The sequence below is a fragment of the Actinoplanes sp. NPDC048988 genome, from assembly GCF_043197815.1.
Classification (GTDB): Bacteria; Actinomycetota; Actinomycetes; order Mycobacteriales; family Micromonosporaceae; genus Actinoplanes.
Genome location: NZ_JBICTW010000013.1, coordinates 154,385 through 179,499, shown reverse-complemented (window position 1 = coordinate 179,499; position 25,115 = coordinate 154,385). Strand labels below are relative to the sequence as shown.

Here is a 25,115-nt window from a genome sequence, read left to right as displayed (position 1 = left end):
ATTTCAGGCCAGCTTCTGACCTGAGGCCCGGACCAGTGCGGGTACGACGTAGCCGAGCAGCGCCAGCCCGGTTCCCACCCCGGCGACCAGGCCGGGCGCGACCGAGCCGGCGAGCCCGGCGATCAGCGCGACGAGGGCGACCGCGCAGACGACGGCGCCCAGCACGCGCAGCCGGGGACTGCCCAGCACCGGCGCGAGCGGAAAGAAATGCAGCCCGACCACGGCCGAGACCAGGGCCGGGGCGTACGCCGACTGCCCGGCCAGCGACAGCAGAAGCGCCCCGGCCCCCGCCGCGGCGAACTCGGTCAGCACGATCAGCAGGTAGCGCCGATCGGCCGCACGGTCGCGCGGTTCCCGGCCCTCGCGCCCGGCTCTGAGGAGAATGGACAGTCCCCACCCCGCGGTCAGCAGGGCGGCCACGCTGGCCACGACCGAAAGCACACGCAGCGCACCGCCGGCCGCCGGAATGCTGAACCAGACTGCCGCGAACAACCCCAGATAGAGGCCGGCGAGGCCGGTCCGCCGCCGAGTCGATGAGTCCACTGTGAGCGCCTTTCCCGAGCACACCGCCACCACCGGGCGGCCCGCCGAGCGTACGGAAGATCACGTCAGTCCGCAGTCCGCCGAAGGTGGTCCGGCGGCGTGACCGTAATTCTCATTGATCTTGTTGGGGCGGTGCTCCTACGATGCGGCGTGAAGTTCTCCACGACGGTGTTCCTCGGGCCCGTGAGCCGCGAGCTTGTCATGCCGGCTCTGACGGCGGCGCTCGCTCCGTTCGACTACAACGGAGAGATCCGCGAGCCGTTCGACCCCAACGCGGTGTGGGATCGGTGGTGGCTGCCCCGAACGAACCGGCTGCCGCTGCGGCCCGAGCGGGCCGGCGACGTCCGCGCCCTGCGTGTCGACGGCGACGACCGGGAGCGGGCCGCGGTCGCCGCGCCCAAAGGGATCATCGACTTCGAGGCCCTTCGCCGGTCCGCCCGCGACTATGCGGCGGCGGGGTGGGACGCCTGGGCCGGCGTCGTCCGCGCTCATCCGGCGCCGTTGCCGCTGGCGCACTTCGAGGCGGTGTACGCCGACGAGCCCGGGCAGGCCCAGCGGGAGTGGCCCGCCCAGCCGGCCGTTCAGGAGGTCGCCCGGCACGCGGAGACTCAGGAGCACCCGTACTTCACCTTCTCGCTCCTGACCGCGGATCCGGTGGCGGTCTTCGCGGGCGATCGGGAGCACTACCTCGCCGGCATCGCCGCCCAGGCCGTCGCGACGTACGCCTATGTGACGCTGGACGGACAGTGGCTCACTCAGTTCACCGATGATCGCGGATGGCCGGCCCATGTCCGGGAGATGGACCGCTACCTCGACTCAGTGCCGGACGACTGCGTCATCGCTTCGGTCCAGTGCCATATGTGAGGCGGTCCCGCCCGCTTTGGGCAGCGCGAACGACAGGGCCACGGCGACCGCGGTGAAGGCCAGGGTCCACCAGAAGGCCACGTCGAAGGAGCCGGAGTTCGCGAGGACCACGGCCAGGAGGGCCACGCCGACCGAGCCGCCGACCTGTTGGGCGATGCGGGTGACGATGCTGGCGTGCGGGATCTTCTCGTGGGGAAGGCCGACGAAGGCGACCGTCATCAGGGGGATCAGGACGATGCCCAGGCCGAGACCTCGTACGAACAAAGCGGTCATCAGCGGCCAGATCGCGGTGTGCTCGCCGGCGAAGGCGAACGGGACCGTGGCCAGGCCGACCAGGGCGAAGCCGGCCATGGCCACGGCTCGGGGGCCGACGCGGTCGAGCAGGCGGGTGGCGGCCACCCGGGAGAGCAGTGAGCCGACGCCCTGCGGGATGAGCAGCAGGCCCGCTTCGAGGGCGGTGCTGCCGCGCGACTGCTGCCAGTAGAGCGGGAGCAGGAACATCGCGCCGTAGAGGGCGGCCCCGGACAGGAACAGCAGTGACGTCGCGGCCCAGGTGTTGCGGGAGCGCAGCACGTCCAGGTCGACCAGCGCGGCCGGGCCGAGGCGCACCGCGCGCAGGACGAAGGCGGTCAGCAGGGCCGCGCCGGCCGCCAGTGGGATCAGCACGTCGGCGCGCACGAACGAGCCGGACGCGTTCGACAGGCCCCACAGCAGGGCGACCAGGCCGGGGGAGAGCAGCGCGAAGCCCCGCGCGTCCAGGCGTACGCGCCGGGACGGGGTGTCGGACGGGATGAGCCGCCACGCCAGGAGCAGGCCGAGCAGGCAGAGCGGGACGTTGACCAGGAACAGCCAGCGCCAGCTGGCCGCGCCCAGGATCAGGCCGCCGATCACCGGGCCGAGGATCGGGCCGACCGCGGCCGGCAGGGCCACCACCGAGACGACGCGGTTGCGGTCGGCCTCGCCGGTCGCCTGCACGACCATCGTGGTCATCAGGGGCAGCATGGCGCCGCCGCCGGCGCCCTGGATCACGCGGAACGCGATGAGGCTGGGCGCGTTCCAGGCGAACGCGCAGAGCACCGAGCCCACCAGGAACAGGGCGAGCGCCGCCATCCACAGGCGTTTGGCGCCGACCCGGCCCTGGAGCCAGCCGACCACCGGGATGACCACGCCGAGCGCGAGCAGGTAGGCCGTGCTGACCCACTGGATCGTGCGCACGTCGGCGTGCAAGTCGGTCGCGAGCTGGTGCAGGGCCACGGCGACGATCGTCGAGTCGAGGATGACGGCCACGCCGCCGGCGATCACCGCCGCGGCGACACGGAACGGGTTGGTCATGACTAACCGCCTTAAGATACGTACCTGTATCTAACGACTTCACGGTAGGGCGGTGCGTTAAGATACGCAAGTGAGTCTTAAGACACGGCGGCGCGGCGCCGAGCTGGAGGGCGCGATCCTCGACGCGGCGTGGGAGGTGCTGGTCGAGCACGGCTACTCCGGCTTCACGTACGAGGCGGTGGCCGCGCGCGCCGGCACCAGCCGCCCGGTGCTCTACCGGCGCTGGCCGCAGCGCGAGGACCTGCTGCTGGCCACCCTCGGCAAGGGGTGGCTGGACCAGCCGATCGAGCTGCCCGACACCGGGAGCCTGCGCGAGGACGCCCTCGAGCTGCTGCGCCGGATCAACGCCGGCCGGGCCCGGATGATGATGACGCTCACCGTGCAGCTGATGGACTACTTCCGCGAGACCGGCACCAACTTCCGGGAGCTGCGCGACACGCTGCGCGGGCCGGGCCGGCCGATCGGCTTCGAGATCCTGATCGAGCGGGCGGTCGAGCGCGGCGAGCTGGCCCGCGGGCCGCGGTCGCCGCGCGTGGTGAGCCTGCCCATGGACCTGCTCCGGCACGAGATGCTGATGACCCTGAGCCCGGTGCCGGACGAGGTGATGGCCGAGATCGTCGACGACGTGTGGCTGCCCCGGCTATGAGGCGCGGGCTCGCGCTGCTCGTGGCCGGCGCGTTCTTCATGGAGATCCTGGACGCCACGGTGATCGCCCCGGCCGCCCCGCACATCGCGGCCGACCTCGGCCTGGCGCCGGTGACGATCAACGTCGCGATCACGGCGTACGTGCTGACCCTGGCCGTTCTCATCCCGATCAGCGGCTGGCTCACCGAGCGCTTCGGGGCCCGGCGGATCTTCATGACGGCCGTGGTCGTCTTCACCCTCGCCTCGGCCGGATGCGCGCTCGCGGTGAACCTGCCGATGCTGGTCGGCACGCGCATCCTGCAGGGTGCCGGCGGCGCCATGATGGTGCCGGTCGGCCGGCTCGTCGTCATCCGCACCACCGCGAAGAAGGACCTGGTGCGCGCCATCGCGTACCTGACCTGGCCCGCGCTCGTGGCCCCGCTGATCGCACCCGCTCTCGGGGGCGTGCTCAGCACGTACGCGAGCTGGCGGTTGATCTTCGTCGTGAATCTGCCCCTGGGGCTGGCCGCGCTGCTGCTGGCCCGCCGGCTGGTCCCGGACGTGCGGGCCGAGAACGCCGGGCGGCTCGACTGGCGGGGTTTCGCGCTGGTCGCGGCCGGGCTGGCCGCGCTGGTGGCCGGGCTCGAGGGGGTGGCCGGGACGCGGCCGCGCTGGCCCCTCGCCTCGGCCGAGCTGATCATCGCGGCGGTGACCCTGTCGGTCGCCGTGCGCTATCTGCTGACCACCGGCAGGCCCCTGCTCGACCTGCGCGTCCTCAAGGTCGCCACCTACCGCGTGACGGCCCTGGGCGGTTCGGTGTTCCGCGCGGTCATCGGCGCGGCGACACCGTTCCTGCTGCCGCTCTTCTTCCAGCTCGGCTTCGGCTGGTCCGCCGCTCAGGCCGGTCTGACGATGATCGCGCTGTTCGCCGGCAACGTCGGCGTCAAGCCGGCGACCACCCCGATGATGCGCGCGCTCGGCATCCGTTCGATGATGCTGATGGCCGTTCTGGCCTCGGCGGCGATCCTGGTCGCGGTCGCCTTCACGACGAGCGGCACCCCGATCGTCCTGCTGCTCGCGGTGCTGCTGCTCAGTGGCGTCTTCCGGTCGATCGGCTTCACGACCTACAACACGATGGCCTTCGCCGACGTCCCGGCCGAGCGGATGACCGGCGCCAACTCCCTGATGTCGACGATCCAGGAGGTCGGTTCCGGCTTGGGGGTGGCTCTGGGTGCTTTGCTCGTACGGCTGGGGGCGTCGCTCACGAACGCCGAGTTCCGGTTCGCGCTGATCGCGCTGGCGGTGCTGCTCACGCTCCCGGCACTGGAGGCGATCCGACTGCCCCGCAGCGCCGGGAACGAGGTGGCGGGCCGGGCGGCCTAGGCTGCGTTCCGCGGGGCGCGGCGCGACAGCAGATCCTGTAGCGCCCCCAACATGGTTTCTCGGGTGATCACTACGAGTCTCTCGTAGGGAGCCACCCCCGCGTCCGGCGGCAACATGTGCCGCATCTCCGTCGTGCGATCTGTTCCGATGACGGCGAAATTCCCGTCAGCCAGCTCGAAGACGTCCGGACACGTCCCGTTTGTCAGACTCCCACGTTCCGACGGCGGACGGCCCAGCCGCCACTTGATGGGCGATGCCGTCAACGCGCCGGCCGCCATCCGCTGAGTGGCGGGTGGCACGCCCGAATGCTCCTCAGCAACAGAATCCATACCCGAGTCCATTCATGAATCTATTTTCTTCGATGCACGTCCGTCGCTGGGTGCAAGCCAAACGCGACGGAAGTTGCCCAGCATCAGAAGAACGCCTCCGCCGATGCGGGGTTACGGGCCCGCCAAAAGAATCTTGGGGAGCGATTAGGGAGTGCCCGTGTTGAATGTGGCCCTCCCCGGCTTGCACCCGGGGAGGGCTTCACACACCGCTCGGACTCGGGTTAAGAGGAAACAAGCGGCTGGGGCGAAAACGACACATTTGGCCGTTTTGTCCCACTGGGGACTATTAACGGACACGCCTGCGCGCGGTTACGCCCTGGCGGGTCAGAGTGGTGCTCATTGCCGTCAAGACATCGCACCCTGTGTGCGTGACGTCGATCGGGTAATGGGTCACTTTCGTACTATTCCGGAATAGCACCGCAGATCGACCCGGTATGCGGCTGGACGGCCGATGCCACGCTCACCGTATGACCACCTCGTTGGCACCACTTCCGCGCGTTCCGCGCCGGCTGGGCGGCTGGCTGATCGTCGGCAGTCTCTGCGTGACCTTCATCGCGACGATCGTGGCATTCCCCCTCCTCATTCAGGGCTTGGTGAATGATCGTGATTGGAGGCTTCTTTCCGACGCGGGCCAGGCATACGGCGGGATTTCCGCGATCGTCGCAGGCCTGGGGCTGTGCGGAATTGCGGCATCCGTTGCCCTCCAGGTGCGGCAGACGCGGCTGGCGCAGGCCATCAGTGCTCGCGAGAGGCATTTCGAACTCGTCAAGCTCGGCCTCGAAAACCCCGCCCTGAGTTATCAGGTGGGCGACGAGACGATCGAGACGTACAAGAAAAAGGTATTGATAAACCTTTGGGTCTCGCATTGGCTTCTGGTCTGGGACATCGGCGAGGCGGACGAGCGATTTCTGCACGCCGCCCTTGATGATCTTTTCAAGGAAAGCGCCGCCCGGGAATGGTGGCGACAGCGGGGCGAGAGCTTCTCGATGCTGGACACCCGGCGGCATCGGCAGTTCATGACGATCGTGAGCCGATGCCACACGGCCGCGGAACGGGCCGCGCAGGTCGCGCCGCCCGCCCCGGACCACGGGAACGCTGCCTAGGAGACCGTGGCGCGGATGTCGCCCAGGCCGCGGGCCACCAGGAACTCGCCGCCGTCGGCCAGCCGGTCCCAGGCGCCGGCTTGCGCGTTCCACTTGCGCCACAGGCGGCGATCGGTGTGGACGGTCACCCGGGCCGACTCGCCGGGGGCGACGGTCACGGATTCCCAGCCGACCAGGCGTACGGGCTCGTCCGGCTCGACCGGGCGCAGGTAGACCTGCACCACCTCGCGGCTCGGGCGGGTGCCGGTGTTCGTGACGGTCGCGGTGACCGACGGCGCGTCGCCGAGCACGAGCCGCACGTCGGAGTACTCCCACGTCGCGTACCCCAGGCCGTGCCCGAGCCAGAACGCCGGCGCGGCCGCCTTGCCCGCGTAGTAGCCGCGGTAGCCGATGAACGTGCCCTCGTCGTAGCGGAGCTCGCCGTCGACCGGCGTCACCGACCAGGCCGGCGACGCCCCGTCGGCCGCCGGGAACGAGGTGACCAGCCGGCCCGCCGGCTCGATGTCGCCCAGCAGCGCCGCCGCGATCGCGTGGCCGCCCTCCTGGCCCGGCAGCCCGGCCCACAGCACCGCGTCGACCCGGGGCAGCCACGGCATGAGCACCGGGGTGGCCGCGTTGACCACCACGACCGTGCGGCGGGCCGCGCCCGCGACCGCCTCGATCAGCGCGTCCTGCGCGCCGGGCAGGGCCAGGGTGGTCTTGTCGACCGACTCGGTCTCCTGCTCCTCGGTCAGCCCCACGACCACTACCGCGACGTCGGCCGCGGCCGCCGCCCGCACCGCGTCGTCGATCACGTCCACGGTTTCACGTGAAGCCATATTCCCGACAAGTCCGTACAGGCCCATGTCCTCGAAGGCGACAGTCGCCTCGAACAGCAGCGAACCGGGCGACTCCACCACGAACGTCCGCGCCGGGGGAGTGAGCACCTCCTCGCCGATCCCGCCACCGGAGACGCGCAGCGCGAACGGCTCCGCGACCGGCGTCGACCAGTCGCCGACGCCGAGCACGCCCAGCTCCACCGGCCCGGTCGCGGCGACCACGCCGGACAGGCGGGCCGAGGCGGCCGGCGCGGCGAAGTCGTCGTCCATCCCGATCATCGTCTTGGCCAGGGCGCAGTACCGGGTCTCGAGCTCGTTCCCGGTGGCGTCGTAGATCGTCACGTCGATGCCGGGCTGCCCGTTCGACGGCGCGGTCAGGAAGCCGTTGCGCGCCGGCACCGGCCGCGTCCGCACCTCCACCCCGTCGGTCACGCTCACCCGGTCACCGAGCAGTTCGCGCAGCCCTTCCCGCACGCTGACCTGGTGGGGCGGGTTCACCTGGGCCGAGCCGCCGCCCATGTCGATCGTCTCGACCGCGTGCCGGCCGATCAGCGCCACGCTCGACGACCGCTCCAGCGGCAGCGTGCCTCCGTCGTTCTTCAGCACCGTCATACCGGCCGCCGCGAGCCGGGTCAGCTGCTCCCGGCGCACGGCCGACGAGGGCGACGGAAGCGACGAGGGCCAGTCCCGCTGGTCGCCGAGCGCGCCCACGCGCGAGGCGAGCAGCAGCAGCCGGCCCAGATGATCGTCGATCACCGCCTCCTTGACCTCGCCCGCCTCGACCGCCGCCACCAGCGCGTCGCCCCACGGGCCGTCCGGGCCCGGCATGACCAGGTCGAGACCGCCGTTGGCGGCCGCCGCGGCCGTCTTGGTGGCGAACCAGTCCGACATGATCAGGCCCGGGTAGCCCCACTCGCCCTTCACGATCTCGTTGTTGACGTGCTGCTGCTCGGTGGCGGCCTGGCCGTTCACGTCGTTGTAGGCGCCCATGATCGACCAGGCGCCGCCGTCGGAGACCGCGATCTCGAACGGCAGCAGATACAGCTCGCGCAGCGTCGCCTCGTCGACCACGCTGTTTACCGTGTTGCGATCGGTCTCCGACTCGTTGGCCACCAGATGCTTGAGGCAGGCGGCGATCCCGCTGTCCTGCATGCCGCGCACGTACGCCGCGGCCAGCTTGCCGGTCAGGAGCGGATCTTCCGAGTACGCCTCGAACAGCCGCCCGCCGAGCGGACTGCGATGCAGGTTGATCGTCGGGCCGAGCACCACGTGGATCTGCTGGGCCATCGCCTCCTCGGCCAGGAGCTTTCCCACCTCGTAGGCCGAAGCCTCGTCCCACGCCGAGGCCAGCAGCGTCGCGTTGGGAAACAGGGAAACGACCCGCCCGCCCACGAACTTCAGGCCGCGGACGCCGGTCGGGCCGTCGGAGAAGCGCATCTCGCCGAGACCGATCGACGGCTCCGGCGCGAGCGAGAAAGCGGAGGCGCCGGTGAGCAGGCGAACCTTGGCCGGCAGATCGAGCGACGTGATGAGGGCGGCGAAGTCGAGCGTCATGGGCATATGGTTACACGTGTAAGTTAGATTGTCAGCATGACGGAATCGGCGACCCGACGGGTGACCAGCGCCGACGTCGCGCGCCTGGCCGGGGTCTCCCGGGCCACGGTCAGCTACGTCCTCAACGACACCCCCCGGCAGACCATCTCGGCCACTACCCGCGGCCGGGTCCTCGAGGCGGCCGCCCAGCTCGGCTACGCGCCCTCGGCCGCCGCCCGCACGCTGCGCACCGGCCGCTCCGACGTGGTGCTCTGCCTGCTGCCCGACTGGCCCATCGGCCCCGAAGTGGGCTCCCTGCTCGGCAACCTGTCGACCGCGCTGGCCCGCCACGGGCTCACCTTCGTCGTGCACCCCGGCAACCACAACGACCGCCCGATGGCCGACCTGTGGAAGGCGCTCACCCCCGCCGCGGTGATCGCCTTCACCGACTTCTCCGACACCGAACTGGCCGCCATGCGCTCGGCCGGGGTCGCGCCGATCGTCGCGCTCGCCCGCAGCCGCGCCCAGGGCCGCGCCGTCGCCGTGCCGCAGGAACTGGTGGGGCGCCGGCAGGCCGAACACCTGATCGCCGCCGGCCACACCCGCCTCGGCTACGCCTACCCCGACGACCAGCGGGTGCGCTTCTTCGCCGAACCACGGCTGGCCGGCGTCCGGGCGGCGGCCACCGCGCGCGGCCTGCCGGTGCCGACGGCGGCCACGGTCGCGCTGGACATCGGCAAAGCCGCCGAGGCCGTACGGGGCTGGCAGGCGACCGGAGTCACCGGCGTGTGCGCGTACAACGACGAGGTCGCGCTGGCCGTGCTCGCCGGCGTACGCCACCTGGGCCTGACCGCACCGGCCGACCTGGCGGTGATCGGCGTCGACGACATCCCGCCGGCCCGCCTGGCCGAACCGCCGTTGACCACGGTGATGACCGATCAGGTGGCGGTCGCCGCCCACCTGGCCGCGACGGTGGTGGCCGCGGTCAACGGGCGCGAAGGCCCCGCCCTGCCCGTGACCAGCATCGTGACAGTGGTCTCCCGGGAGTCCGCGTGACACAACCAACGCACAGCTGAGCCACATGGGTGGCTCAGCCGGCGAGCGAAGAGTGAGAGGTGCCCGACCACCTCCCGAAGGGGATGAGCCCCATGCTCGTTCAGCTGAACCGCCAGAGCGGACCCCGCGACTTCACCGCCACCGCGATCGACCTGCCGATCAACCCGGCCGGCCTCCCCGCGACCAGGGGCACGCTGCCGGTGGTGGCCGTGTTCGGGCCGGCCGGCCGCGTCGCCGGCCTCGCCGGCCACCTGCCGTCCGGCTGGTCCATCCGGCGCCCGGCCGACATCGACGACCTGGCCCCGGAGGAACTGGTGGTGTTCGCCGCGGCCACGGTCCGCGAGGTGGCCACGGCCCGCCGCGTCCTGCCGTCACGGACGACGATCGTCGCGCTGGTCGATCAGGACGCACCGGCCGAACTGGTCGCGGCGGTGCTGACGGCGGGCGCCGACGCCTGCGTACGGGGCGGGCAGCCGGCCATCCTGGCCAGCCACCTGGTGGCCTGCCGGCGCCGGCAGACGGCCGACCGCTGGGCCCGGCTGAACGTGCGGGAACGCCATTGAGCCGCTGGGCCGTCACCGCGTTCCGGCGGGCTGGGTCAGGCCGTGGGGGGTGGCTGACGGTGTCGCGGCTGGGGCGAGCACCTTGCACGTCTCCATGGCCTTCTTGACCGTGGCGTTGCTCGGGTCGAGGGTTGCCGGGTCGGCGACGCCGTTGTCCTTCAGGCAGTTCTGGTAAGCGGCGTTCCGGCCGTTGCTTCCCTGGTTGTTGTTTCCCTGGCCGTTGTTTCCCTGGCCGCCGCCGGGGCGGCCGGTCGGGCGGACCGAGGCGCACGCCTCCTGCGCCTTCTGCCACGTCGCGTCGTCGACGCCGTCGGGCTTCTGATTGAAGCCGCCGCCGCGGAAACCGCCGGCGCCCGCGCTGCCGGAAGGCCGGGGGAAGCCACTGCCGTCCGGGCGGGGGAAGCCGGAAGCGCCCTCGCGCGGGCCGCCCGAGGGCATCGCGATGGTCACGCCGTTCTTCGACATGCATTCGATGTACGCGGTGAACGCCGTGTTCCCGCCCCGCGCGTTCTGCCCGTTCGCCGACGCGTCGCCGGAGTCTCCGCCACCGCAGGCCGCGGTGAGGGCCACCGCCGCCGAAGCCACGACCAGCGCCGCCGCGCGGCGGGTCGCCTTCGAACCGAATGTCGGCACGATTCCTCTTTTCCTCGGCCATAAGGTCGCCAACACCCAAGCCGGTCCACCTCGCCGAAACGTCGATCCCAGCTCGGAGTTGCCTCGGAGGACCTGTCATTCACCTGTGCGCCGCCGGACGGTTCCGAGGCAACTCCGAGGTGGGACCGAGCGATCGGCGAGGACCGTTCGGAACACTTCCGGGCCATGGGTGAAGCACTGGCCGGTCGTCGGCGCTGGATCGGGGTCGCCGCGGCTGTCGTCGTGCTCGCGCTGACCGGGTACGGAGTCGTCCGGGCGCTGAGCGCCGACGCCGAACAGACGCCGAAGGCGGCCGCCACGGTGGCGGCCGATCGCGGCGCGGTGACCACCGAGGTCGCGACCACCGGGACGGTGCAGCCGGCACAGACACGAAGTCTCTCGTTCGCGGTGTCGGGCACTGTGGAAAGCGTGCCGGTGCGCGCCGGCACCACGGTCACCGCCGGGCAGGTTCTGGCGAAGGTCGACGACACCGACGCGGCCGAGGCCGTCTCCGACGCGAGGGACGCGCTCGACGACGCCGCGAACCAGCTGACGAAGGCCCGGGAGAGCGCGGCCGCGGCGACAAGCACGCGGGGCACGACGACTTGCGGCACGGACGTCGCCGCCGCGTACCGCACCGGAACCGCGACCCCGGCGCCCACCGCGACCACCCCCTCGCCGACGGCGACCGCGACCGGCTCGCCGAGCGCGACCCCGACCCGTACGGCCAGTCCCCAGCCGACCGCCTCCCGGACCACCGCGCCCACCACCGCGCCCACCAGGACGGCATCCCCCGGGCGAACCGGCGGCGCGCCGGCCGACGGCGGGAACGGCGGGGGCAACCCGGGCGGCGGGAACGGCGGCGGCAACACGGGCGGCGGGAACGGCGGCGGCAACACGGGCGGCGGAAACGGCGGCGGCACCACGAGCGGCACAAACTGCAGCAATTCGGGCGGCGGCGACACGGGTCAGCAGGGCGGGAGCCAGGGTGGAGCCCCGGTCGGCCAGCAGGGAGGCGGCTCCGACGCCATCCTCAGCGCCCAGCAACGCGTCACCCAGGCGACCACCACGCTCGAGAACGCCGAGGACGCCCTCGAAGGCGCGACCATCACCGCCCCCATCGCCGGCCGGATCATCAGCGTCGGCGGCAAGGTCGGCAGCCAGGTCAGCTCCGGAACCACCTTCGTCACCCTGGCCGACGTCTACGACATGCAGATCAGCGCCGGCTTCCCCGAGGCCGACGCCGACCGGCTCGCGGTCAAGCAGAAGGCCGTGATCACCCTGGCCGACCGGCCGGGCAAGGAGTTCAAGGCCACCGTCGTGCAGGCCGATCCGGTCGGCACCAGCGACGGCACGATGGTCCGGTACGGCGTCGTGCTCGCCTTCGACGACTCCCCGGAGGATCTGCTCGTCGGCCAGAGCGCCTCCGTCAAGGTCACCACCGGCGCCGAGGACGAGGTGCTGCGCGTTCCGAGCACCGCCGTTCACGACGTCGAGGGCACCCAGGGCACCGTGCTCAAGGGCGGCACCCGGGTCAAGGTGACCGTCGGCCTTCGCGGCGACCAGTACACCGAGGTCAGCGGCGGCCTGTCCGAGGGCGACGAGGTGGCGCGATCCTGGTGACGACGGGGAAAAGACAGCAGGCTCATAGGGAATTCAAAGACAGCGTTGATATCCCTTCCCAGTGCTGACTGAAACCCCGGCCCCGGCGCGTGTCGCCCGGGTGCTCGTCGTCGACGACGAGCCGAACATCTCCGCGCTGCTCAGCGCCACTCTGCGCCTGGTCGAGTTCGATGTGCGGGTGGCCGATTCGGGCCACAAGGCGCTGGTGGCGATCCAGGAGTTCGAGCCCGACCTGGTCGTGCTCGACGTGATGCTGCCCGACCTGGACGGCTTCGACGTGGCCCGGCGGCTGCGGGCCACCGGCTCACGGGTGCCGGTGCTCTTCCTGACCGCCCGGGACGCCGTCGAGGACCGCGTCCTGGGGCTGTCGGCCGGCGCCGACGACTACGTGACCAAGCCGTTCAGCCTGGAGGAGGTCGTGCTGCGCATCCGGGCCATCCTGCGCCGCAGCCAGCCCGGTCTCGAGGGCCCGGCCGAGTCGGGGGTGCTGCGCTACGCCGACCTGGAGATGAACGAGGACGCGCACGAGGTCCGCCGCGCGGGCCGGCTCATCGACCTCTCGCCGACCGAGTTCAACCTGCTCAAGTACCTGCTGATCAACGCCGGCCGGGTGGTCAGCAAGGCGCAGATCCTGGACCGGGTCTGGAAGTACGACTTCGGTGGGGACGGGCGGATCGTCGAGTCGTACGTCTACTACCTGCGCCGCAAGATCGACAAGACCGATCCGCCGCTGATCCACACGGTCCGCGGTGTGGGGTACGCGCTTCGTCTGCCCCGCGGCGAAGAATGAGATTGAGGCGCTGGGGGCACTGGACCCTGCGTTCGCGGCTGGTTCTGGTCGTCGGCGCGCTCGCCGCGGTCGCGCTGGTGCTCGCCAACGTCGCCGGGGTGCTGCTCATCCGGTCGTACCTGCACCAGCGGATCGACGATCAACTGCGCGGGATGACCCGGCCGTACGCGTCGGCGCCGCGCCCGGACGCCGGCTTCTTCCCCCGTAATCGCGTGCTGCGACTCGGCCCCGACCAGGTCGTCTACGTCTACGACGCCGACGGCACCCTCGACACGTCGCTCAGCTCGAGCGCCGACGCCAATCGGCCGGCCGTCGAGGCGTACGGCAAAGTCGTGGAAAGGCAGGCCGGTCGCCCCTTCACCGTCCCGGCCCGCGACGGCAGCGCCAACTGGCGGCTGATCGCGGTCGCCAACGCGGACACCGGCGGTGCGGCGGTGATGGGTCTGTCCCTGTCGGAGGTGCAGCAGACCACCGAGACGCTCGTGCTCATCGACGCCGGCGTCAGTCTGCTCGTGCTGGCCCTGCTCGGCCTCGGCGCGGCTTTCGTCGTCCGCCTCGGCCTGCGCCCGCTGACCGACATGGAACGCCTGGCCACCGACATCTCGGCCGGCAACCTGTCGGGCCGGGTCGCCGACACCGACCCGCACACCGAGCCCGGCCGGCTCGGTTCGGCGCTCAACTCGATGCTCAACCGGATCGAGGGCGAGGTCGACGCGCGTACGGCCTCCGAACGCAAGTTGCGGCAGTTCGTGGCCGACGCCTCGCACGAGCTGCGGACCCCGCTGACCTCGATCCGCGGGTTCGCCGAACTCTACCGGCGCGGCGGCGCCCCGCCCGGGCCGGCGCTGGACGAGACGATGAGCCGCATCGAGTCGGAGGCCGGCCGGATGGGCGTGCTGGTCGAGGACATGCTGATGCTGGCCCGGCTCGACCAGCGGCGTACGCCCAAGCGGAAGCCGGTCGACCTGCTGGAGATCGCCGCCGACACGATCCGCGACGCCCACGCCCGCGTGCCGGACCGCCCCGTGCGGCTGGCCGGTCTCGAGGACGACGACGACACGTTCGAGCCGGCCACCGTCCTCGGCGACGAGCACGGCCTGCGGCAGGTCGCCACCAACCTCGTGGCCAACGCGCTGCAGCACACACCGGGACAGGCCAGGGTCACGGTCCGGGTGGGGAGGGTGCCGGCTCGGCCGCCGGCTCACGGCAGTGTGCTTTCCGGGCCGATCGGGTACGAGGCCACGCCCCTCGCCGTGCTCGAAGTGACCGACGACGGGCCCGGCGTCCCGGCCGCGCACGCCGCCCGCGTCTTCGAGCGCCTCTACCGGGCGGACTCGAGCCGTACCCGGGGAAAGGGCGGGGGATCGGGCCTGGGCCTGTCCATCGTGGCCGCCATCGTCCACGGTCACGGAGGATGGGTCGAGTTGGAGGCCCCGAGCGAGGGCGGCGCGACCTTCCGGGTGTTGTTGCCCACCCGGCTTTAAGCTGGCTCCGAGGTTGCTCGCAAGCTCCTCCGAGGCCGCTTCGCCACAGTGTCCGGCATGCCAGCGCGCCTCAACCTGCGACGTCCCTCGGTGGCGGTAAACGCCGTCCTCGTCGTCGCCCTCGCCGCCGGAGGCTTCCGGGCGTACCAGACGCTCTCCGGACCGGACTCCACCCCGGCCGCCAACGCGTCGGCCCGCACGGTGGCGGTGCAGCAGGGCACGGTCACCAAGACCGTGACCGCGGACGGCACGCTCGAAAGCGGCAGCACCGCCAGCGCCAGCTTCGTCACCGGCGGCACGGTGACCGCGATCAACGTGAAGGTCGGTGACAAGGTGACCAAGGGCCAGATCCTGGCCAAGGTCGACCCGGCCGCCGCCCGGCGGACCCTGGCCGCGGCCAACGCCGACCTCGACGCCGCGCGGGACGCGCTCGACCGGGCCGAGGACGCCGGCTCCGACACCTCGTCGGCCGCCAACGAGGTCGAGCAGGCCCAGCTCGCCGTCGACGAGGCCGAGGCCGGTGTCACCGGCACGGTCCTCAAGGCGCCGATGGCGGGTACGGTCACCGCCGTCAACGGCACGCTCGGCAGCTCCTCCTCCGGCACCGGCTCGTCGTCGTCCCCGTCCTCCGGTACCGGCTCGTCGTCCCCGTCCTCCGGCGGCGGCCCACAGGGCGGCGGCGCCTCGTCCTCGTCGTCGAGCTCGTCGTCCTCCGCCGGCTTCATCGACCTCGCCGACCTGACCAAGCTCCAGGTCACCGCGTCGTTCGCCGAGGCCGACGCGACCAAGCTCAAGGAGAAGCAGGCGGCCGAGGTCACCTGGAACGCGCTGAACAACACCACCGCCACGGCCAAGGTGGCCGCCATCGACCCGTCGGCCACGACCTCCAACAACGTGGTGACGTACGGCGTGACCCTGACCCTGGACAAGGTGCCGGCCGGCGCCAAGGCGGGCCAGACCGTCTCGGTCGCGGTCACCACCGGCAGCGTCGCCAACGCGGTCTACGTCAACTCGGCCGCCGTCACCACCGTCGGCAACCGGCACACGGTCACCGTGGTCAGCGACGGCGCCGCCGAGACCCGGCCGGTCGAGATCGGCCTGGAGGGCGACAGCGCCACCCAGATCACCTCCGGGCTCACCGCGGGCGAGCAGGTCCAGCTCAAGACCACTTCCATCACGGGCGGCACCGGCACCATCGGCGGCGGTGGCTTCCCGGGCGGCGGCGGGCAGGGCGGCTTCCCCGGCGGCGGTGGCGGCAACTTCGGTGGCGGCGGCAACTTCGGCGGAGGCGGACGATGAGCCGCCCCGTCCTGGACGTCCGCGACCTCAAGAAGATCTACGGGCAGGGCGAGGCCACCGTGCACGCGCTGCGCGGGGTGTCGGTGACCGTCGAGCGCGGCGACTACGTGGCCATCATGGGCTCGTCCGGCTCCGGCAAGTCGACCCTGATGAACATCCTCGGCGCCCTCGACGTCCCGACCTCCGGCACCTACCTGCTGGACGGCGTGGATGTCAGCCGGCTGGGCGACCGGCAGCTGGCCCTGGCCCGGAACCGGCTCATCGGCTTCATCTTCCAGGCGTTCAACCTGATCCCCCGCACGTCCGCCGTGGCGAATGTCGAGCTTCCCTTGGCGTACGCCGGGGTCAAGCCGAAGGAACGCCGAAAGCGGGCCATGGCGGCGCTGGACGTCGTGGGGCTGGCCGACCGGGCCCGGCACGAGCCGAATCAGCTCTCCGGTGGCCAGCAGCAGCGCGTGGCGGTGGCCCGGGCACTGGTCACCGAGCCGGCCCTGCTGCTGGCCGACGAGCCGACCGGAAACCTGGACAGCCGCTCCACCGAGGACGTGCTCACCGTGTTCGACCAGCTCAGCTCGTCCGGGCGCACGATCGTCCTGATCACCCATGAGCCCGAGGTCGGCGACCGGGCGAAACGCCTGATCCGCCTGGTCGACGGCGACATCGTCACCGACGTACGGCAGTCGCCCATCAACCAGCCGCCGGTCGGCGTCCTTGCCGGGGGAAGGCACTCGTTGTGAGTTTTCACGAGGTCGTACGGTTCGCGCTGCGCGGGCTGTCGGCGAACAAGCTGCGCTCGGCGCTGACCATGCTCGGCATCCTGATCGGTGTGGCGGCGGTGATCCTGCTGGTCGCGGTCGGCAACGGCTCGGCCCAGGCGATCAGCGACCGGATCGAGGCGCTCGGCACCAACACCATCACCGTGATGAGCACCGGCCGGGGCGGGTCGAGCAGCACCGCGCTGACCAAGGACATGGCCGACGCCCTGGTCGACCCGGTGCTGGCGCCCGACGTGAAGTCGGTGTCGCCGGTGGTCAGCTCGTCGGCGACGGTCACCTACGAGGGCACCGATCACGACGTGAGCTCGTTCGTGGGCACCACCCCGGGCTGGTTCACCGCCTCGAACACGCCGGTCGGGACGGGCGCCGCCTTCACGGCCGACGACGAGGCGCAGGGCCGCCGGGTCGTGGTGATCGGGCAGACCGTGGCCGAGGAGCTGTTCCCCGGCACCGACCCGATCGACAAGCAGGTCACCGTCGGCGGCGCGCTGTTCACCGTGGTCGGCGTGCTGGCGGAGAAGAGCTCGACCGGCTTCCAGGACGCCAACGACACGGCGGTGGCGCCGCTGACCGCCGTACGGCAGGTCCTGACGGGTTATGGGTCCTTGAATTCGATCCTGGTCGAGGCGGCCGATCCGGGCAAGGTCGACGCCGTGCAGTCGGAGGTGTCGACGATCCTGAACCAGAAGCTGAACGTGACGTCGTCGACGACGCCCTATCGCATTCAGAACGCGTCCCAGCTGCTGGCGACCCAGACCGAGACGGCCGACACGTTCACCACGCTGCTCGGCGCCGTGGCCGCGATCAGCCTGCTCGTCGGCGGCATCGGCATCACCAACATCATGCTGGTCACGGTCACCGAGCGGACCCGCGAGATCGGCATCCGCAAGGCGCTGGGCGCCCCGCGCCGGGTCATCCTGACCCAGTTCCTGATCGAGGCGACGCTGCTGAGCGTCATCGGCGGCGCCCTGGGCGTGGCCGCGGCGCTGATCGGCAGCAGCTTCGAGATCGTCGGGGTCAAACCGGTGATCGTGCCCAGCTCCGTGGGGCTCGCCCTGGGCGTCTCCATCGCGATCGGACTGTTCTTCGGCGGCCTGCCGGCCAGCCGCGCCGCCCGGCTGCGTCCCATCGACGCGCTGCGCTACGAGTGAGGACCCGCTGTCATGACCATGAACGACGAGACCGCCGTGCTCTCCCTTCCGGAGAACCGCGACGACGATGACGGCTTCGCCACCGAACTGGCCAAGGCGGCGCCGAAGCGCTGGTGGAACAAAGGCACGATCGTGCTGGGCGCGGTGGTGCTGCTGGTCGGCGGCTTCGTGGGCGGCCTCCAGGCCCAGAAGCAGTGGGGCACCGCGGACACGCCAGGCGGCGGCAACCGGGCGGCGGCGTTCGGCGGCGGCCAGAACCGCGCCGGCTACGGCGCCGCGGGCGGCTTCCCCGGCGGCGGCCAGGGCTTCCCCGGCGCCCCGGGCAACGGCGCCCCGGGCAGCGGGAACTCCTCCTCTACCTCGGCCGCCTCTACCTCGGCCGCCTCTACCTCGGCCGCCTCTACCTCGGCCGCCTCTACCTCGGCCGCGACGACCGGCACGGTGAAACTGGTCAACGGCACCACGATCTACGTCGAGACGGCCGACGGGACGGTGGTGACCGTCAAGACCGACGGCAGGACGAAGGTCTCCACGGCCACGCCGGGCAAGGTCGCCGACGTCAAGGCCGGCCAGTCGGTCACCGTCCAGGGCGCGGCCGGCACCGACGGCGCGGTGACCGCCACCTCGGTCACGGCCTCGGCGAAGTGAACATGAAAAATATGTCCTGAGCAGTATGTATGTGACATTGTCAATACGTGCGAACCCATTGATGAGTCCCCTCCGTATTCCTAGGCTGAGTGCCAGCTGGGAGCGGAGGGGGTGGGCCTGTGCTGCCCGAGGGAACCGCCCTGCGAGGGCGCGATGAGCTCCTTGCCACGATCGAGAGCCGCCTCGCCGCGGGCGGCGGGGTCGCCCTGCACGGCCCGGCCGGCATCGGCAAGACGGCCCTGCTCGACGCGGTCGCGAACGCGGCGACCGCCCGAGGCGAGCTGGTGGTCCGGTTGCGGCCCGTACGGAGCGAGCATTCCCTGCCGTACGCCGGAATCTCCGACCTGGTCACCCAGCTCCCGGAGGAGGCGGCCGCCGGCCTGCCACCCGCCCAGCGCGCCGCCCTGGCCGCCCTGCGCCAGGGCCTACCCCCGCGAGCGGGCGCCCCCGCCCTGGCCCGCCGCCTGGTCCTGCCGCTGCTGCTGGCCCGCGCCGCCCGCCGCCGGCCCGTCCTGCTCATCCTCGACGACTGCCAGTGGCTCGACGCCGAGTCGGCCGAGCTGATCGCGTTCGCCATGCGCCGCCGCCCCGGCCCCCGCGTGCGCGCGATAGCCGCCCAGCGCCGCCCAGACGCCCCATCACCCAGACCAGAACCCGCACACCCCGGCATCAGACCCGCCCCGCCGGCGCAAGAACGCCCGAACACATCGCCCGCACGGTTGAGCCGTACCCACCCCGACATTTCGCCGGCAGCCCTGACCCGTGAACGCCGAGACATTTTGTCAGGAGCCCTGGCCCGCGAACGCCCGGACATTTCGCCGGGAGCCCTGGCTTACGAAGAGCCGGACATTTTGGCGGCAGCCCCGGCCTATGAGCAGCCGGACATTTCGTCGCCAGCCCTGGCTCATGAGCAGCCGGACAGTTCGCCGGGAACCCTGGCTCATGAGCAGCCGGACAGTTCGTCGCCAGCCCTGGCTCATGAGCAGCCGGACAGTTCGCCGGGAACCCTGGCTCATGAGCAGCCGGACAGTTCGCCGGCAGCCCTGGCTCATGAGCAGCCGGACAGTTCGCCGGCAGCCCTGGCTCATGAACGGCCGGACAGTTCGCCGGGAGCCCCGGCCTGTGAACACCGGGACATTTCGTCGGCAGTCCTGACTCGCGAACATCCGGACATATCGACCGAATGTTCGGACGGTGAGCACTCGGGCAATTCGCCCGCAGGGTCAATGCGAGAAGGTCCCGACATTTCCTCCGAACGACCGGGCCGTGGGCGCTCGGAAATTTCGCCGGCAAGGTTGAGCCGAGAGCGCCCGGACATTTTGCCCTCCCAGGTGGGGCGTGACCACCTCGACCTTTCGCCTGGGGAGCTGGAGCGGGAGCGCGCGGGCACTTCGCCTTCGACGGCGGGGCGGAAACGCCCGGCTGTTTCGCCGGCGAGGCTGGGCCGGGAGAACCCCGGCAATCCGCCCGCGCTGGGCGGGCGCGAGCAGCAAGACGACTTGCCTGCGCGGCCCGAGCATGAGCGGCTGGACGCTCGGGCCTCGGCGCGGGGAGTCGGCACTTCCGCCCTGCGCCCCGGGGAGGCTGGCACTTCGGCTCTACTGCGGTCGGAGGACGGGAGTTCGGCTCTCCTGCCTGGGGAGGCCGGCAATTCCGCCCTGCTGCCCGAGGAGGCTGGCACTTCGGCTCTGCTGCGTGGGAAGGCCGGCAATTCCGCCCTGCTGCCCGAGGAGGCTGAGAGTTCGGCTCTGCTGCCCGGGGAGGCCGATAGTTCCGCTCTGCTGCGTGGGGAAGCTGGCAGTTCCGCTCTGCCGCTCGGGGGTGGTGGTGCTTTGGTCGTGCCGGTGGGGGGAGCTGGAACTTCCGTGGTGCCGGGCGGGGGTGTGCGGCGGCTTGAAGGTGGTGGGCAGCGGCATCGGGCGGCGCGGCTCTGTCCGGCGCCCGTGCTGGAACTGGGGGTGCCGCCTCTGTCGGCTGACGATCTCACTGAGCTGCTTGAAGCTCGGGGGCTGCCCTGCCGGATCGCCAGCCGGATGCATGAGGCCAGTGCGGGGAATCCGTTTCTCGCGCTGACGCTCGGGGGTGCGGTGGCGCCGGGGCCGGCCTGGCGGCCGGCTCCTCTGCCCGAGGCGGCCCGGGAGATGCTGGGGGAGCGGCTGGCCGCGCTCGGGCCGGAAGTTCGGCGGACGCTTCTCACCGCCGCGCTGGCGGTCGAGTCTACTGTCACCGTGCTGCTTCGGGCGGGGCGGGACGACGCCGTACGGGATCTGCGGCATGCCGCCGGGGCCGGTGTGGTCCGGCTCGACGGGGAGGTTGTGCGGTTCACGCCGCCGCTGCTGGCCACCGTGCTCACCGAGGAGGCGGGTGCGGGGGAGCGGGTCGAGGTGCACACCGCTCTGGCCGCCGGGGCCGTGGATCCGGTCGAGGCGCTGCGGCACCGGGCGCTGCGCAGCGGACGGCCGGATGCCGCCGTCGCCCGCTCGCTGGCCGCCGCGGCCGACCGGTGTGCCGAACGGGGTGCCGGGCGCACCGCCGCCGAGCTCTACCTGCTGGCCGCCGACCGGTGCCCGCACACGCACTCCGCTCTGCGGCTGGACTGGCTGGTCGCCGCCGCTCGGACCGCCCTCACCTCGGGCGCCGCCGCGCTGGCCGGGCGGGCGGCCGAGGCGGTCCTCGCGGGCGGGGCGCCGGCCGGTCACCGGGTGCGGGCCCGGGTCGTGCTGCTCGACCTGGCCGGGCAGGGGCTGGCCGACATGGGGGAGACGTTCGCCGCCGCGCTGGCCGAGGCCGGTGACGATCCGGCCCTGCTGGCGCCGGTGCGGCTGCGGCTGACCTGGGCCGCCTTCCTCACCGGGGATCCGGACGCGGCCGAGTCCGAGGCGGGGCGGACCGTGGCCGCCGCCCGCGACGCCGGTGATCCGACCACCGAGGCGATGGCGTTGAGCATTCTCGCCCAGATCCAGCGGTTGCGCGGCGAGCCCGGCTGGCCGCGCACGCTGCGGCAGGCGCTCGCCCTGCCCGCCGCCCCGGCGCCGGACTGGCTGCACTACGGGCCGCGGTACATGGCGGCCCGGTTCGCGATGGTGGACGACCGGCTGGACGAGGCCCGCGACGAACTTCTGAAACTGCTCGTCGTGGCCGAGCAGGACCGCATCGGCGAGGCGCGGGTCGAGGTGCTGCGCAGCCTGTCCGAGGTGGCCACCCGGGCCGGGCGCTGCCGGGAGGCGCTGCGGTACGCGCACCGGGCGGTCCGCGCTGCGCAGCGGGCCGGGCTCAGCCCGGGGCCGACCTGGCACACGGCGGCGGTGGCCGAACTGGCCGGCGGCAGCCTGGCCGCGGCCACCGGCTTCGCCCGCCGGGGTGTGCGCGCGTCCGAACAGGAGGGTGACACCCTCTACCTGCGACGCAATCTGCACGCGCTCGGGCAGGCGGAGCTGCGCGCGGGGCAGACCCGGGCCGGTGTGGCCGCGCTGCTGCGGCTGCGCGAGCTGGAGGCCGAGTCGGGCGGGGCCGACCCGATGATCGTGCGGTGGCACGGCGACCTGGCCGGTGGGCTGGCCGCGCTCGGTGAGCACGCCGAGGCGGCCGCCATGCTGGCCGAGGCCCGCGCGGCCGCGCACCGGCTCGGCGACCATCCGGGGCTGAGCGGCTATCTGGACCGGGCCACCGCCGTCGTGCTGTCCGAGAGCGGGCAGGCCGAGTCGGCCGTACGGCTGTCGGCCGCGGCCGCCCAGCACTTCGCGCAGTTGCATCAGCCCATCGAGCAGGCGCACGCGCTGCTGGTGCAGGGCAGCGCGGAACGCCGGCGGCGCCGGTACGCCGCGGCCCGGGTCGCCATCGGCGCCGCGCTGGCGATCTTCCTGGCGGCCGACGCCAAGCCGTGGGCCGAGCAGACGGAGCGGGCTCTCGCCCGTACGGAAAGCAACTCCGCTCCTTTGGATCTTGGTTTGACCTCGACCGAGCTGCGGATCGCCGCCCTGGTGCGGGACGGGTCGAGCAACCGGGAGATCGCGAGCCGGCTGTTCCTGAGCGTCAAGACGGTCGAGGCGACGCTGACCCGCGTGTACCGCAAGCTGGGCGTGCGGTCCCGCACCCAGCTGTCCTCACGACTGCCCTCAGTGGCGGAGTTCACGTCAAACGTCTGACCAGGACTTTCAGTACGGAGAGTGACCGCCGCTACAGGATTCCAGTGGCCGCGGTCACTTCCGTATCGAACGTTTTACCTGCGTGATTTGGGTATGAAGCCCGCCTCGCGGATCGTTGTACAGGAAGGCGACGAGGCCTATCGCCATCACGATCCGTTAAGGAGTCGGCCATGCCGTTCACGACCAAGCTTCGCGACGTTCGCACCGTTCTGGCGAACCGCCGGACGATGCGGGTCGCCCACCGCAAGCTCGCCGATGAGCTCGCGTCCTTCCGTACGACCGCCGAGCGCGCCGAGCTCGACGAGCTCATCAGCCGCCACACCGCCGCCGAGACCGCGGAGATCCGCGCGATCCTGTACCGCCAGGACCTGCACCGTCAGCAGGCCGGCGACCGTCAGACCGCCGGCCTCGGCGGTTACCTCGGCTAGTTAGCGTTTGCGGTCCTCGGGGACCGCTGACTTGGCCCGGATGCTGCCCGCGTGGGCTTTGGCATCCGGGTCTTTTCGTGTCTTCATCAGGCTGGCCACCGTCGTGACGACCAGGATGACCAGGATGACGATGAGGGACACCGGCGTCGAGATCTCGGGCGCCGACTTGGTGACGTCCTCGTGGAGCCAGTGCAGCACGAGTTTGGCCCCGATGAAGGCCAGGATGAGCGACAGGCCGGTGGAGAGGTAGACCAGGCGGTCGAGCAGGCCCTTGACCAGGAAGAAGAGCGCGCGCAGGCCGAGCAGGGCGAACGCGTTGGCCACGAAGACGATGAACGCCTCGTCGGTCACGCCGAACACGGCCGGGATCGAGTCGAGCGCGAACAGCAGGTCGGAGCTGCCGATCGCGATCAGCACGATGAACATCGGGGTGACCACGCGCCGGCCGTCGACCCGGGTGATCATCTTGCCGCCGATGTAGTCGTCGGTGACCGGCAGGAAACGCTTGCTGGCCTTGACCAGCGCGTTGTCCTCGATGTCGGGGTCCTCGTCGCGATGCCGGAAGAGCTGGACCGCGGTGAAGATCAGGATCAGGCCGAAGATCAGGAACATGAACGAGAACAGCGACAGCAGCGTCGCGCCGAGCGCGATGAAGATGACCCGCAGCACCAGCGCGATGATGATGCCGAAGGTCAGGACCTCCTGCTGATATTTCTCGGGCACCGCGAAGGTGCTCATGATGATCACGAAGACGAAGAGGTTGTCGACCGACAGGCTCTTCTCGACGATGTATCCCGCGAAGTACTGAGCGCCGAAATCCCAGCCGGCGATCATGCCGAAAACCACACCGAAGGCGACCGCCACGGTGATGTAGAAGATCGACCACGCGGCGGCCTCGCGGAAGCCGACGGCGTGGGGGCGAAGGACGCCCAATGTCAGGTCGAGGGCGAGCAGGGCGACGATGACGCCGATCGTCAACGTCCAGCCGAGCGCGGTGACCTCAAGTGGCATGAGTGGGGAACCTCCGGGCGATAAGCGGGGCGGTTGCCGATCAATCGTCCCCGCTTACCCTGGGAGATTCCTGAATAACGCCAGATCCGGCCGCCTTTACGCGACCTGGAAAGATCGCTTGGCCAGGCCCATCCAGAAGCCGTCGATCGGCTGCTCGGGCGCCCGCTCCGGGTCGTCGGCCGCGCCGAGGGTCAGGAACATCGGCGCGAAGTGCTCGATGGTCGGGTGCGCCCACGGCATGCCGGGCGCGCGGTCGCGGAAATCGGCCAGCTCGTCGACGGCGCCCCGGGCCAGCGTCTCGGCGGCCCACGCGTCGAACTCGCGCGACCAGCCGGGCGCGGCCGCGTCCGGTCGCCAGTCGCGCAGGAACGGCAGGCCGTGGGTGGTGAAGCCGGAGCCGACGATCAGCACGCCCTCGTCACGCAGCGGAGCGAGCCGGCGGCCGATCTCGAGCAGCCGATCGGGTTCGAGGGTCGGCAGGGACATCTGCAGTACGGGGATGTCGGCGTCGGGATACATGACGGTCAGCGGCACGTACGCACCGTGATCGAGCCCGCGGTTGGTCCGGGCGACGGGCTCGGTGTCGGGCATCAGCTTCTCGACGCGCGCGGCCAGCTCCGGTGCGCCGGGCGCCGCGTACGTGACCTCGTAGTACTTCCGCTCGAAGCCGCCGAAGTCGTAGACCAGCGGCACCGGCTCGGTCGCGCCCAGCATGAGCGGCGCCGACTCCCAGTGGGCCGAGGCCATCAGGATCGCCTTCGGGCGGGGCAGGCCGGCGGTCAGCTCGTGGAGCTGGCTCACCCAGCGCGCGTCGTCGACCAGCGGCGGGGCGCCGTGGCTGAGGAACAGGGCGGGCATGCGGGCCATGATGACCTCCGTTGAAGGTTCAACTTTCCTGCCTCCACGATACGACGAATTACTTGTAGCGTCAACTAAAACGGATGACATTACCCTCAGTGTTCACGCGCCGTAGGGGCGA

At 71.5% G+C, this 25,115-nt stretch carries 21 protein-coding genes; 15 read left to right on the top strand and 6 right to left on the bottom strand.

Going from position 1 to position 25,115, the window contains the following annotated elements; translation table 11 throughout:
- Window positions 1-3: 3 nt before the first annotated feature.
- On the bottom strand, window positions 4-543 hold the full coding sequence (locus tag ACGFJ7_RS32785; protein ID WP_392645615.1) for a hypothetical protein: 540 nt from the start codon (window positions 541-543) through the stop codon (window positions 4-6).
- 150 nt (window positions 544-693) lie between these two features.
- On the opposite strand from ACGFJ7_RS32785, the gene ACGFJ7_RS32780 reads away from it, so the two are divergent.
- Window positions 694-1,407 (top strand): hypothetical protein, encoded by a 714-nt coding sequence (locus ACGFJ7_RS32780; protein WP_392645614.1) that lies wholly within the window; start codon window positions 694-696, stop codon window positions 1,405-1,407.
- On the opposite strand, the gene ACGFJ7_RS32775 is transcribed toward ACGFJ7_RS32780, so the two are convergent.
- Window positions 1,360-2,739 carry an MDR family MFS transporter gene (locus ACGFJ7_RS32775; RefSeq protein ID WP_392645613.1) on the bottom strand — a complete coding sequence of 460 codons (1,380 nt, stop codon included), beginning with the start codon at window positions 2,737-2,739 and terminating at the stop codon, window positions 1,360-1,362. The genes ACGFJ7_RS32780 and ACGFJ7_RS32775 overlap by 48 nt on opposite strands.
- Window positions 2,740-2,809: 70 nt before the next feature.
- Between ACGFJ7_RS32775 and ACGFJ7_RS32770 the strand changes: the two genes are divergently transcribed.
- The 3 genes from ACGFJ7_RS32770 (at window position 2,810) to ACGFJ7_RS32760 (ending at window position 6,178) form a co-directional block, all read left to right on the top strand.
- The gene (locus ACGFJ7_RS32770; RefSeq protein WP_360253510.1) at window positions 2,810-3,385 is read left to right on the top strand and encodes a TetR/AcrR family transcriptional regulator; all 576 of its coding nucleotides are present in this window, start codon (window positions 2,810-2,812) and stop codon (window positions 3,383-3,385) included.
- On the top strand, window positions 3,382-4,746 hold the full coding sequence (locus ACGFJ7_RS32765) for an MFS transporter (protein WP_392645611.1): 1,365 nt from the start codon (window positions 3,382-3,384) through the stop codon (window positions 4,744-4,746). The genes ACGFJ7_RS32770 and ACGFJ7_RS32765 overlap by 4 nt, the downstream gene beginning before the upstream one ends.
- A 796-nt stretch (window positions 4,747-5,542) precedes the next feature.
- Entirely contained in the window at window positions 5,543-6,178 is a 636-nt protein-coding gene (locus tag ACGFJ7_RS32760) for a DUF6082 family protein (RefSeq protein ID WP_392645609.1), read from the top strand.
- On the opposite strand, the gene ACGFJ7_RS32755 is transcribed toward ACGFJ7_RS32760, so the two are convergent.
- Window positions 6,175-8,550, bottom strand: a complete 2,376-nt coding sequence (locus ACGFJ7_RS32755; protein ID WP_392645607.1) for a beta-glucosidase — start codon at window positions 8,548-8,550, stop codon at window positions 6,175-6,177. The two genes, ACGFJ7_RS32760 and ACGFJ7_RS32755, sit on opposite strands and share 4 nt — an antisense overlap.
- Before the next feature lie 36 nt (window positions 8,551-8,586).
- Here ACGFJ7_RS32755 and ACGFJ7_RS32750 point away from each other — a divergent pair, with 36 nt between their 5' ends.
- A complete protein-coding gene (locus ACGFJ7_RS32750) occupies window positions 8,587-9,585 on the top strand; it encodes a LacI family DNA-binding transcriptional regulator (RefSeq protein ID WP_360253502.1) in 999 nt (332 codons plus the stop codon).
- Between the two features lie 92 nt (window positions 9,586-9,677).
- On the top strand, window positions 9,678-10,148 hold the full coding sequence (locus tag ACGFJ7_RS32745) for a hypothetical protein (RefSeq protein ID WP_392645606.1): 471 nt from the start codon (window positions 9,678-9,680) through the stop codon (window positions 10,146-10,148).
- 12 nt (window positions 10,149-10,160) lie between these two features.
- Here the strand turns inward: ACGFJ7_RS32745 and ACGFJ7_RS32740 are convergent, their stop codons facing one another.
- Window positions 10,161-10,781: a hypothetical protein gene (locus ACGFJ7_RS32740; protein ID WP_392645605.1), complete on the bottom strand. Its 621-nt coding sequence runs from the start codon at window positions 10,779-10,781 to the stop codon at window positions 10,161-10,163.
- A gap of 186 nt (window positions 10,782-10,967) precedes the next feature.
- Here ACGFJ7_RS32740 and ACGFJ7_RS32735 point away from each other — a divergent pair, with 186 nt between their 5' ends.
- From ACGFJ7_RS32735 to ACGFJ7_RS32695, 9 genes are all read left to right on the top strand, one after another.
- Window positions 10,968-12,404 carry an efflux RND transporter periplasmic adaptor subunit gene (locus tag ACGFJ7_RS32735; protein WP_392645603.1) on the top strand — a complete coding sequence of 479 codons (1,437 nt, stop codon included), beginning with the start codon at window positions 10,968-10,970 and terminating at the stop codon, window positions 12,402-12,404.
- A gap of 64 nt (window positions 12,405-12,468) precedes the next feature.
- Complete coding sequence (locus tag ACGFJ7_RS32730) at window positions 12,469-13,194, top strand: response regulator transcription factor (protein WP_392645716.1); 726 nt, start codon at window positions 12,469-12,471, stop codon at window positions 13,192-13,194.
- The gene (locus ACGFJ7_RS32725; protein WP_392645602.1) at window positions 13,191-14,678 is read left to right on the top strand and encodes a sensor histidine kinase; all 1,488 of its coding nucleotides are present in this window, start codon (window positions 13,191-13,193) and stop codon (window positions 14,676-14,678) included. The genes ACGFJ7_RS32730 and ACGFJ7_RS32725 overlap by 4 nt, the downstream gene beginning before the upstream one ends.
- Before the next feature lie 57 nt (window positions 14,679-14,735).
- Window positions 14,736-15,977, top strand: a complete 1,242-nt coding sequence (locus ACGFJ7_RS32720) for an efflux RND transporter periplasmic adaptor subunit (protein WP_392645600.1) — start codon at window positions 14,736-14,738, stop codon at window positions 15,975-15,977.
- Window positions 15,974-16,714, top strand: coding sequence for an ABC transporter ATP-binding protein (locus ACGFJ7_RS32715; RefSeq protein ID WP_360253490.1), 741 nt, complete (start codon window positions 15,974-15,976; stop codon window positions 16,712-16,714). Before ACGFJ7_RS32720 ends, ACGFJ7_RS32715 begins: the two co-directional genes overlap by 4 nt.
- Window positions 16,711-17,904 (top strand): ABC transporter permease, encoded by a 1,194-nt coding sequence (locus tag ACGFJ7_RS32710; RefSeq protein WP_392645598.1) that lies wholly within the window; start codon window positions 16,711-16,713, stop codon window positions 17,902-17,904. Before ACGFJ7_RS32715 ends, ACGFJ7_RS32710 begins: the two co-directional genes overlap by 4 nt.
- Before the next feature lie 12 nt (window positions 17,905-17,916).
- Window positions 17,917-18,552, top strand: coding sequence for a hypothetical protein (locus ACGFJ7_RS32705; RefSeq protein ID WP_392645597.1), 636 nt, complete (start codon window positions 17,917-17,919; stop codon window positions 18,550-18,552).
- A 119-nt stretch (window positions 18,553-18,671) separates the two neighbouring features.
- Window positions 18,672-22,697, top strand: coding sequence for an AAA family ATPase (locus tag ACGFJ7_RS32700; protein ID WP_392645596.1), 4,026 nt, complete (start codon window positions 18,672-18,674; stop codon window positions 22,695-22,697).
- Between the two features lie 170 nt (window positions 22,698-22,867).
- A complete protein-coding gene (locus tag ACGFJ7_RS32695) occupies window positions 22,868-23,125 on the top strand; it encodes a hypothetical protein (protein WP_360253484.1) in 258 nt (85 codons plus the stop codon).
- Here ACGFJ7_RS32695 and ACGFJ7_RS32690 read toward each other — a convergent pair whose 3' ends face one another.
- On the bottom strand, window positions 23,126-24,136 hold the full coding sequence (locus ACGFJ7_RS32690; RefSeq protein WP_360253482.1) for a TerC family protein: 1,011 nt from the start codon (window positions 24,134-24,136) through the stop codon (window positions 23,126-23,128).
- Between the two features lie 96 nt (window positions 24,137-24,232).
- Complete coding sequence (locus ACGFJ7_RS32685; protein WP_360253480.1) at window positions 24,233-25,003, bottom strand: class III extradiol ring-cleavage dioxygenase; 771 nt, start codon at window positions 25,001-25,003, stop codon at window positions 24,233-24,235.
- Between the last annotated feature and the right edge of the window lie 112 nt (window positions 25,004-25,115).

Bases quoted from the DNA above. Each gene is read 5' to 3' on its own strand.
- ACGFJ7_RS32775 (WP_392645613.1), bottom strand. From the start codon at position 2,739: ATGACCAACCCGTTCCGTGTCGCCGCGGCGGTGATCGCCGGCGGCGTG.
- ACGFJ7_RS32765 (WP_392645611.1), top strand. From the start codon at position 3,382: ATGAGGCGCGGGCTCGCGCTGCTCGTGGCCGGCGCGTTCTTCATGGAG.
- ACGFJ7_RS32760 (WP_392645609.1), top strand. From the start codon at position 5,543: ATGACCACCTCGTTGGCACCACTTCCGCGCGTTCCGCGCCGGCTGGGC.
- ACGFJ7_RS32755 (WP_392645607.1), bottom strand. From the start codon at position 8,550: ATGACGCTCGACTTCGCCGCCCTCATCACGTCGCTCGATCTGCCGGCC.
- ACGFJ7_RS32750 (WP_360253502.1), top strand. From the start codon at position 8,587: ATGACGGAATCGGCGACCCGACGGGTGACCAGCGCCGACGTCGCGCGC.
- ACGFJ7_RS32745 (WP_392645606.1), top strand. From the start codon at position 9,678: ATGCTCGTTCAGCTGAACCGCCAGAGCGGACCCCGCGACTTCACCGCC.
- ACGFJ7_RS32735 (WP_392645603.1), top strand. From the start codon at position 10,968: ATGGGTGAAGCACTGGCCGGTCGTCGGCGCTGGATCGGGGTCGCCGCG.
- ACGFJ7_RS32725 (WP_392645602.1), top strand. From the start codon at position 13,191: ATGAGATTGAGGCGCTGGGGGCACTGGACCCTGCGTTCGCGGCTGGTT.
- ACGFJ7_RS32720 (WP_392645600.1), top strand. From the start codon at position 14,736: ATGCCAGCGCGCCTCAACCTGCGACGTCCCTCGGTGGCGGTAAACGCC.
- ACGFJ7_RS32715 (WP_360253490.1), top strand. From the start codon at position 15,974: ATGAGCCGCCCCGTCCTGGACGTCCGCGACCTCAAGAAGATCTACGGG.
- ACGFJ7_RS32705 (WP_392645597.1), top strand. From the start codon at position 17,917: ATGACCATGAACGACGAGACCGCCGTGCTCTCCCTTCCGGAGAACCGC.
- ACGFJ7_RS32695 (WP_360253484.1), top strand. From the start codon at position 22,868: ATGCCGTTCACGACCAAGCTTCGCGACGTTCGCACCGTTCTGGCGAAC.
- ACGFJ7_RS32690 (WP_360253482.1), bottom strand. From the start codon at position 24,136: ATGCCACTTGAGGTCACCGCGCTCGGCTGGACGTTGACGATCGGCGTC.
- ACGFJ7_RS32685 (WP_360253480.1), bottom strand. From the start codon at position 25,003: ATGGCCCGCATGCCCGCCCTGTTCCTCAGCCACGGCGCCCCGCCGCTG.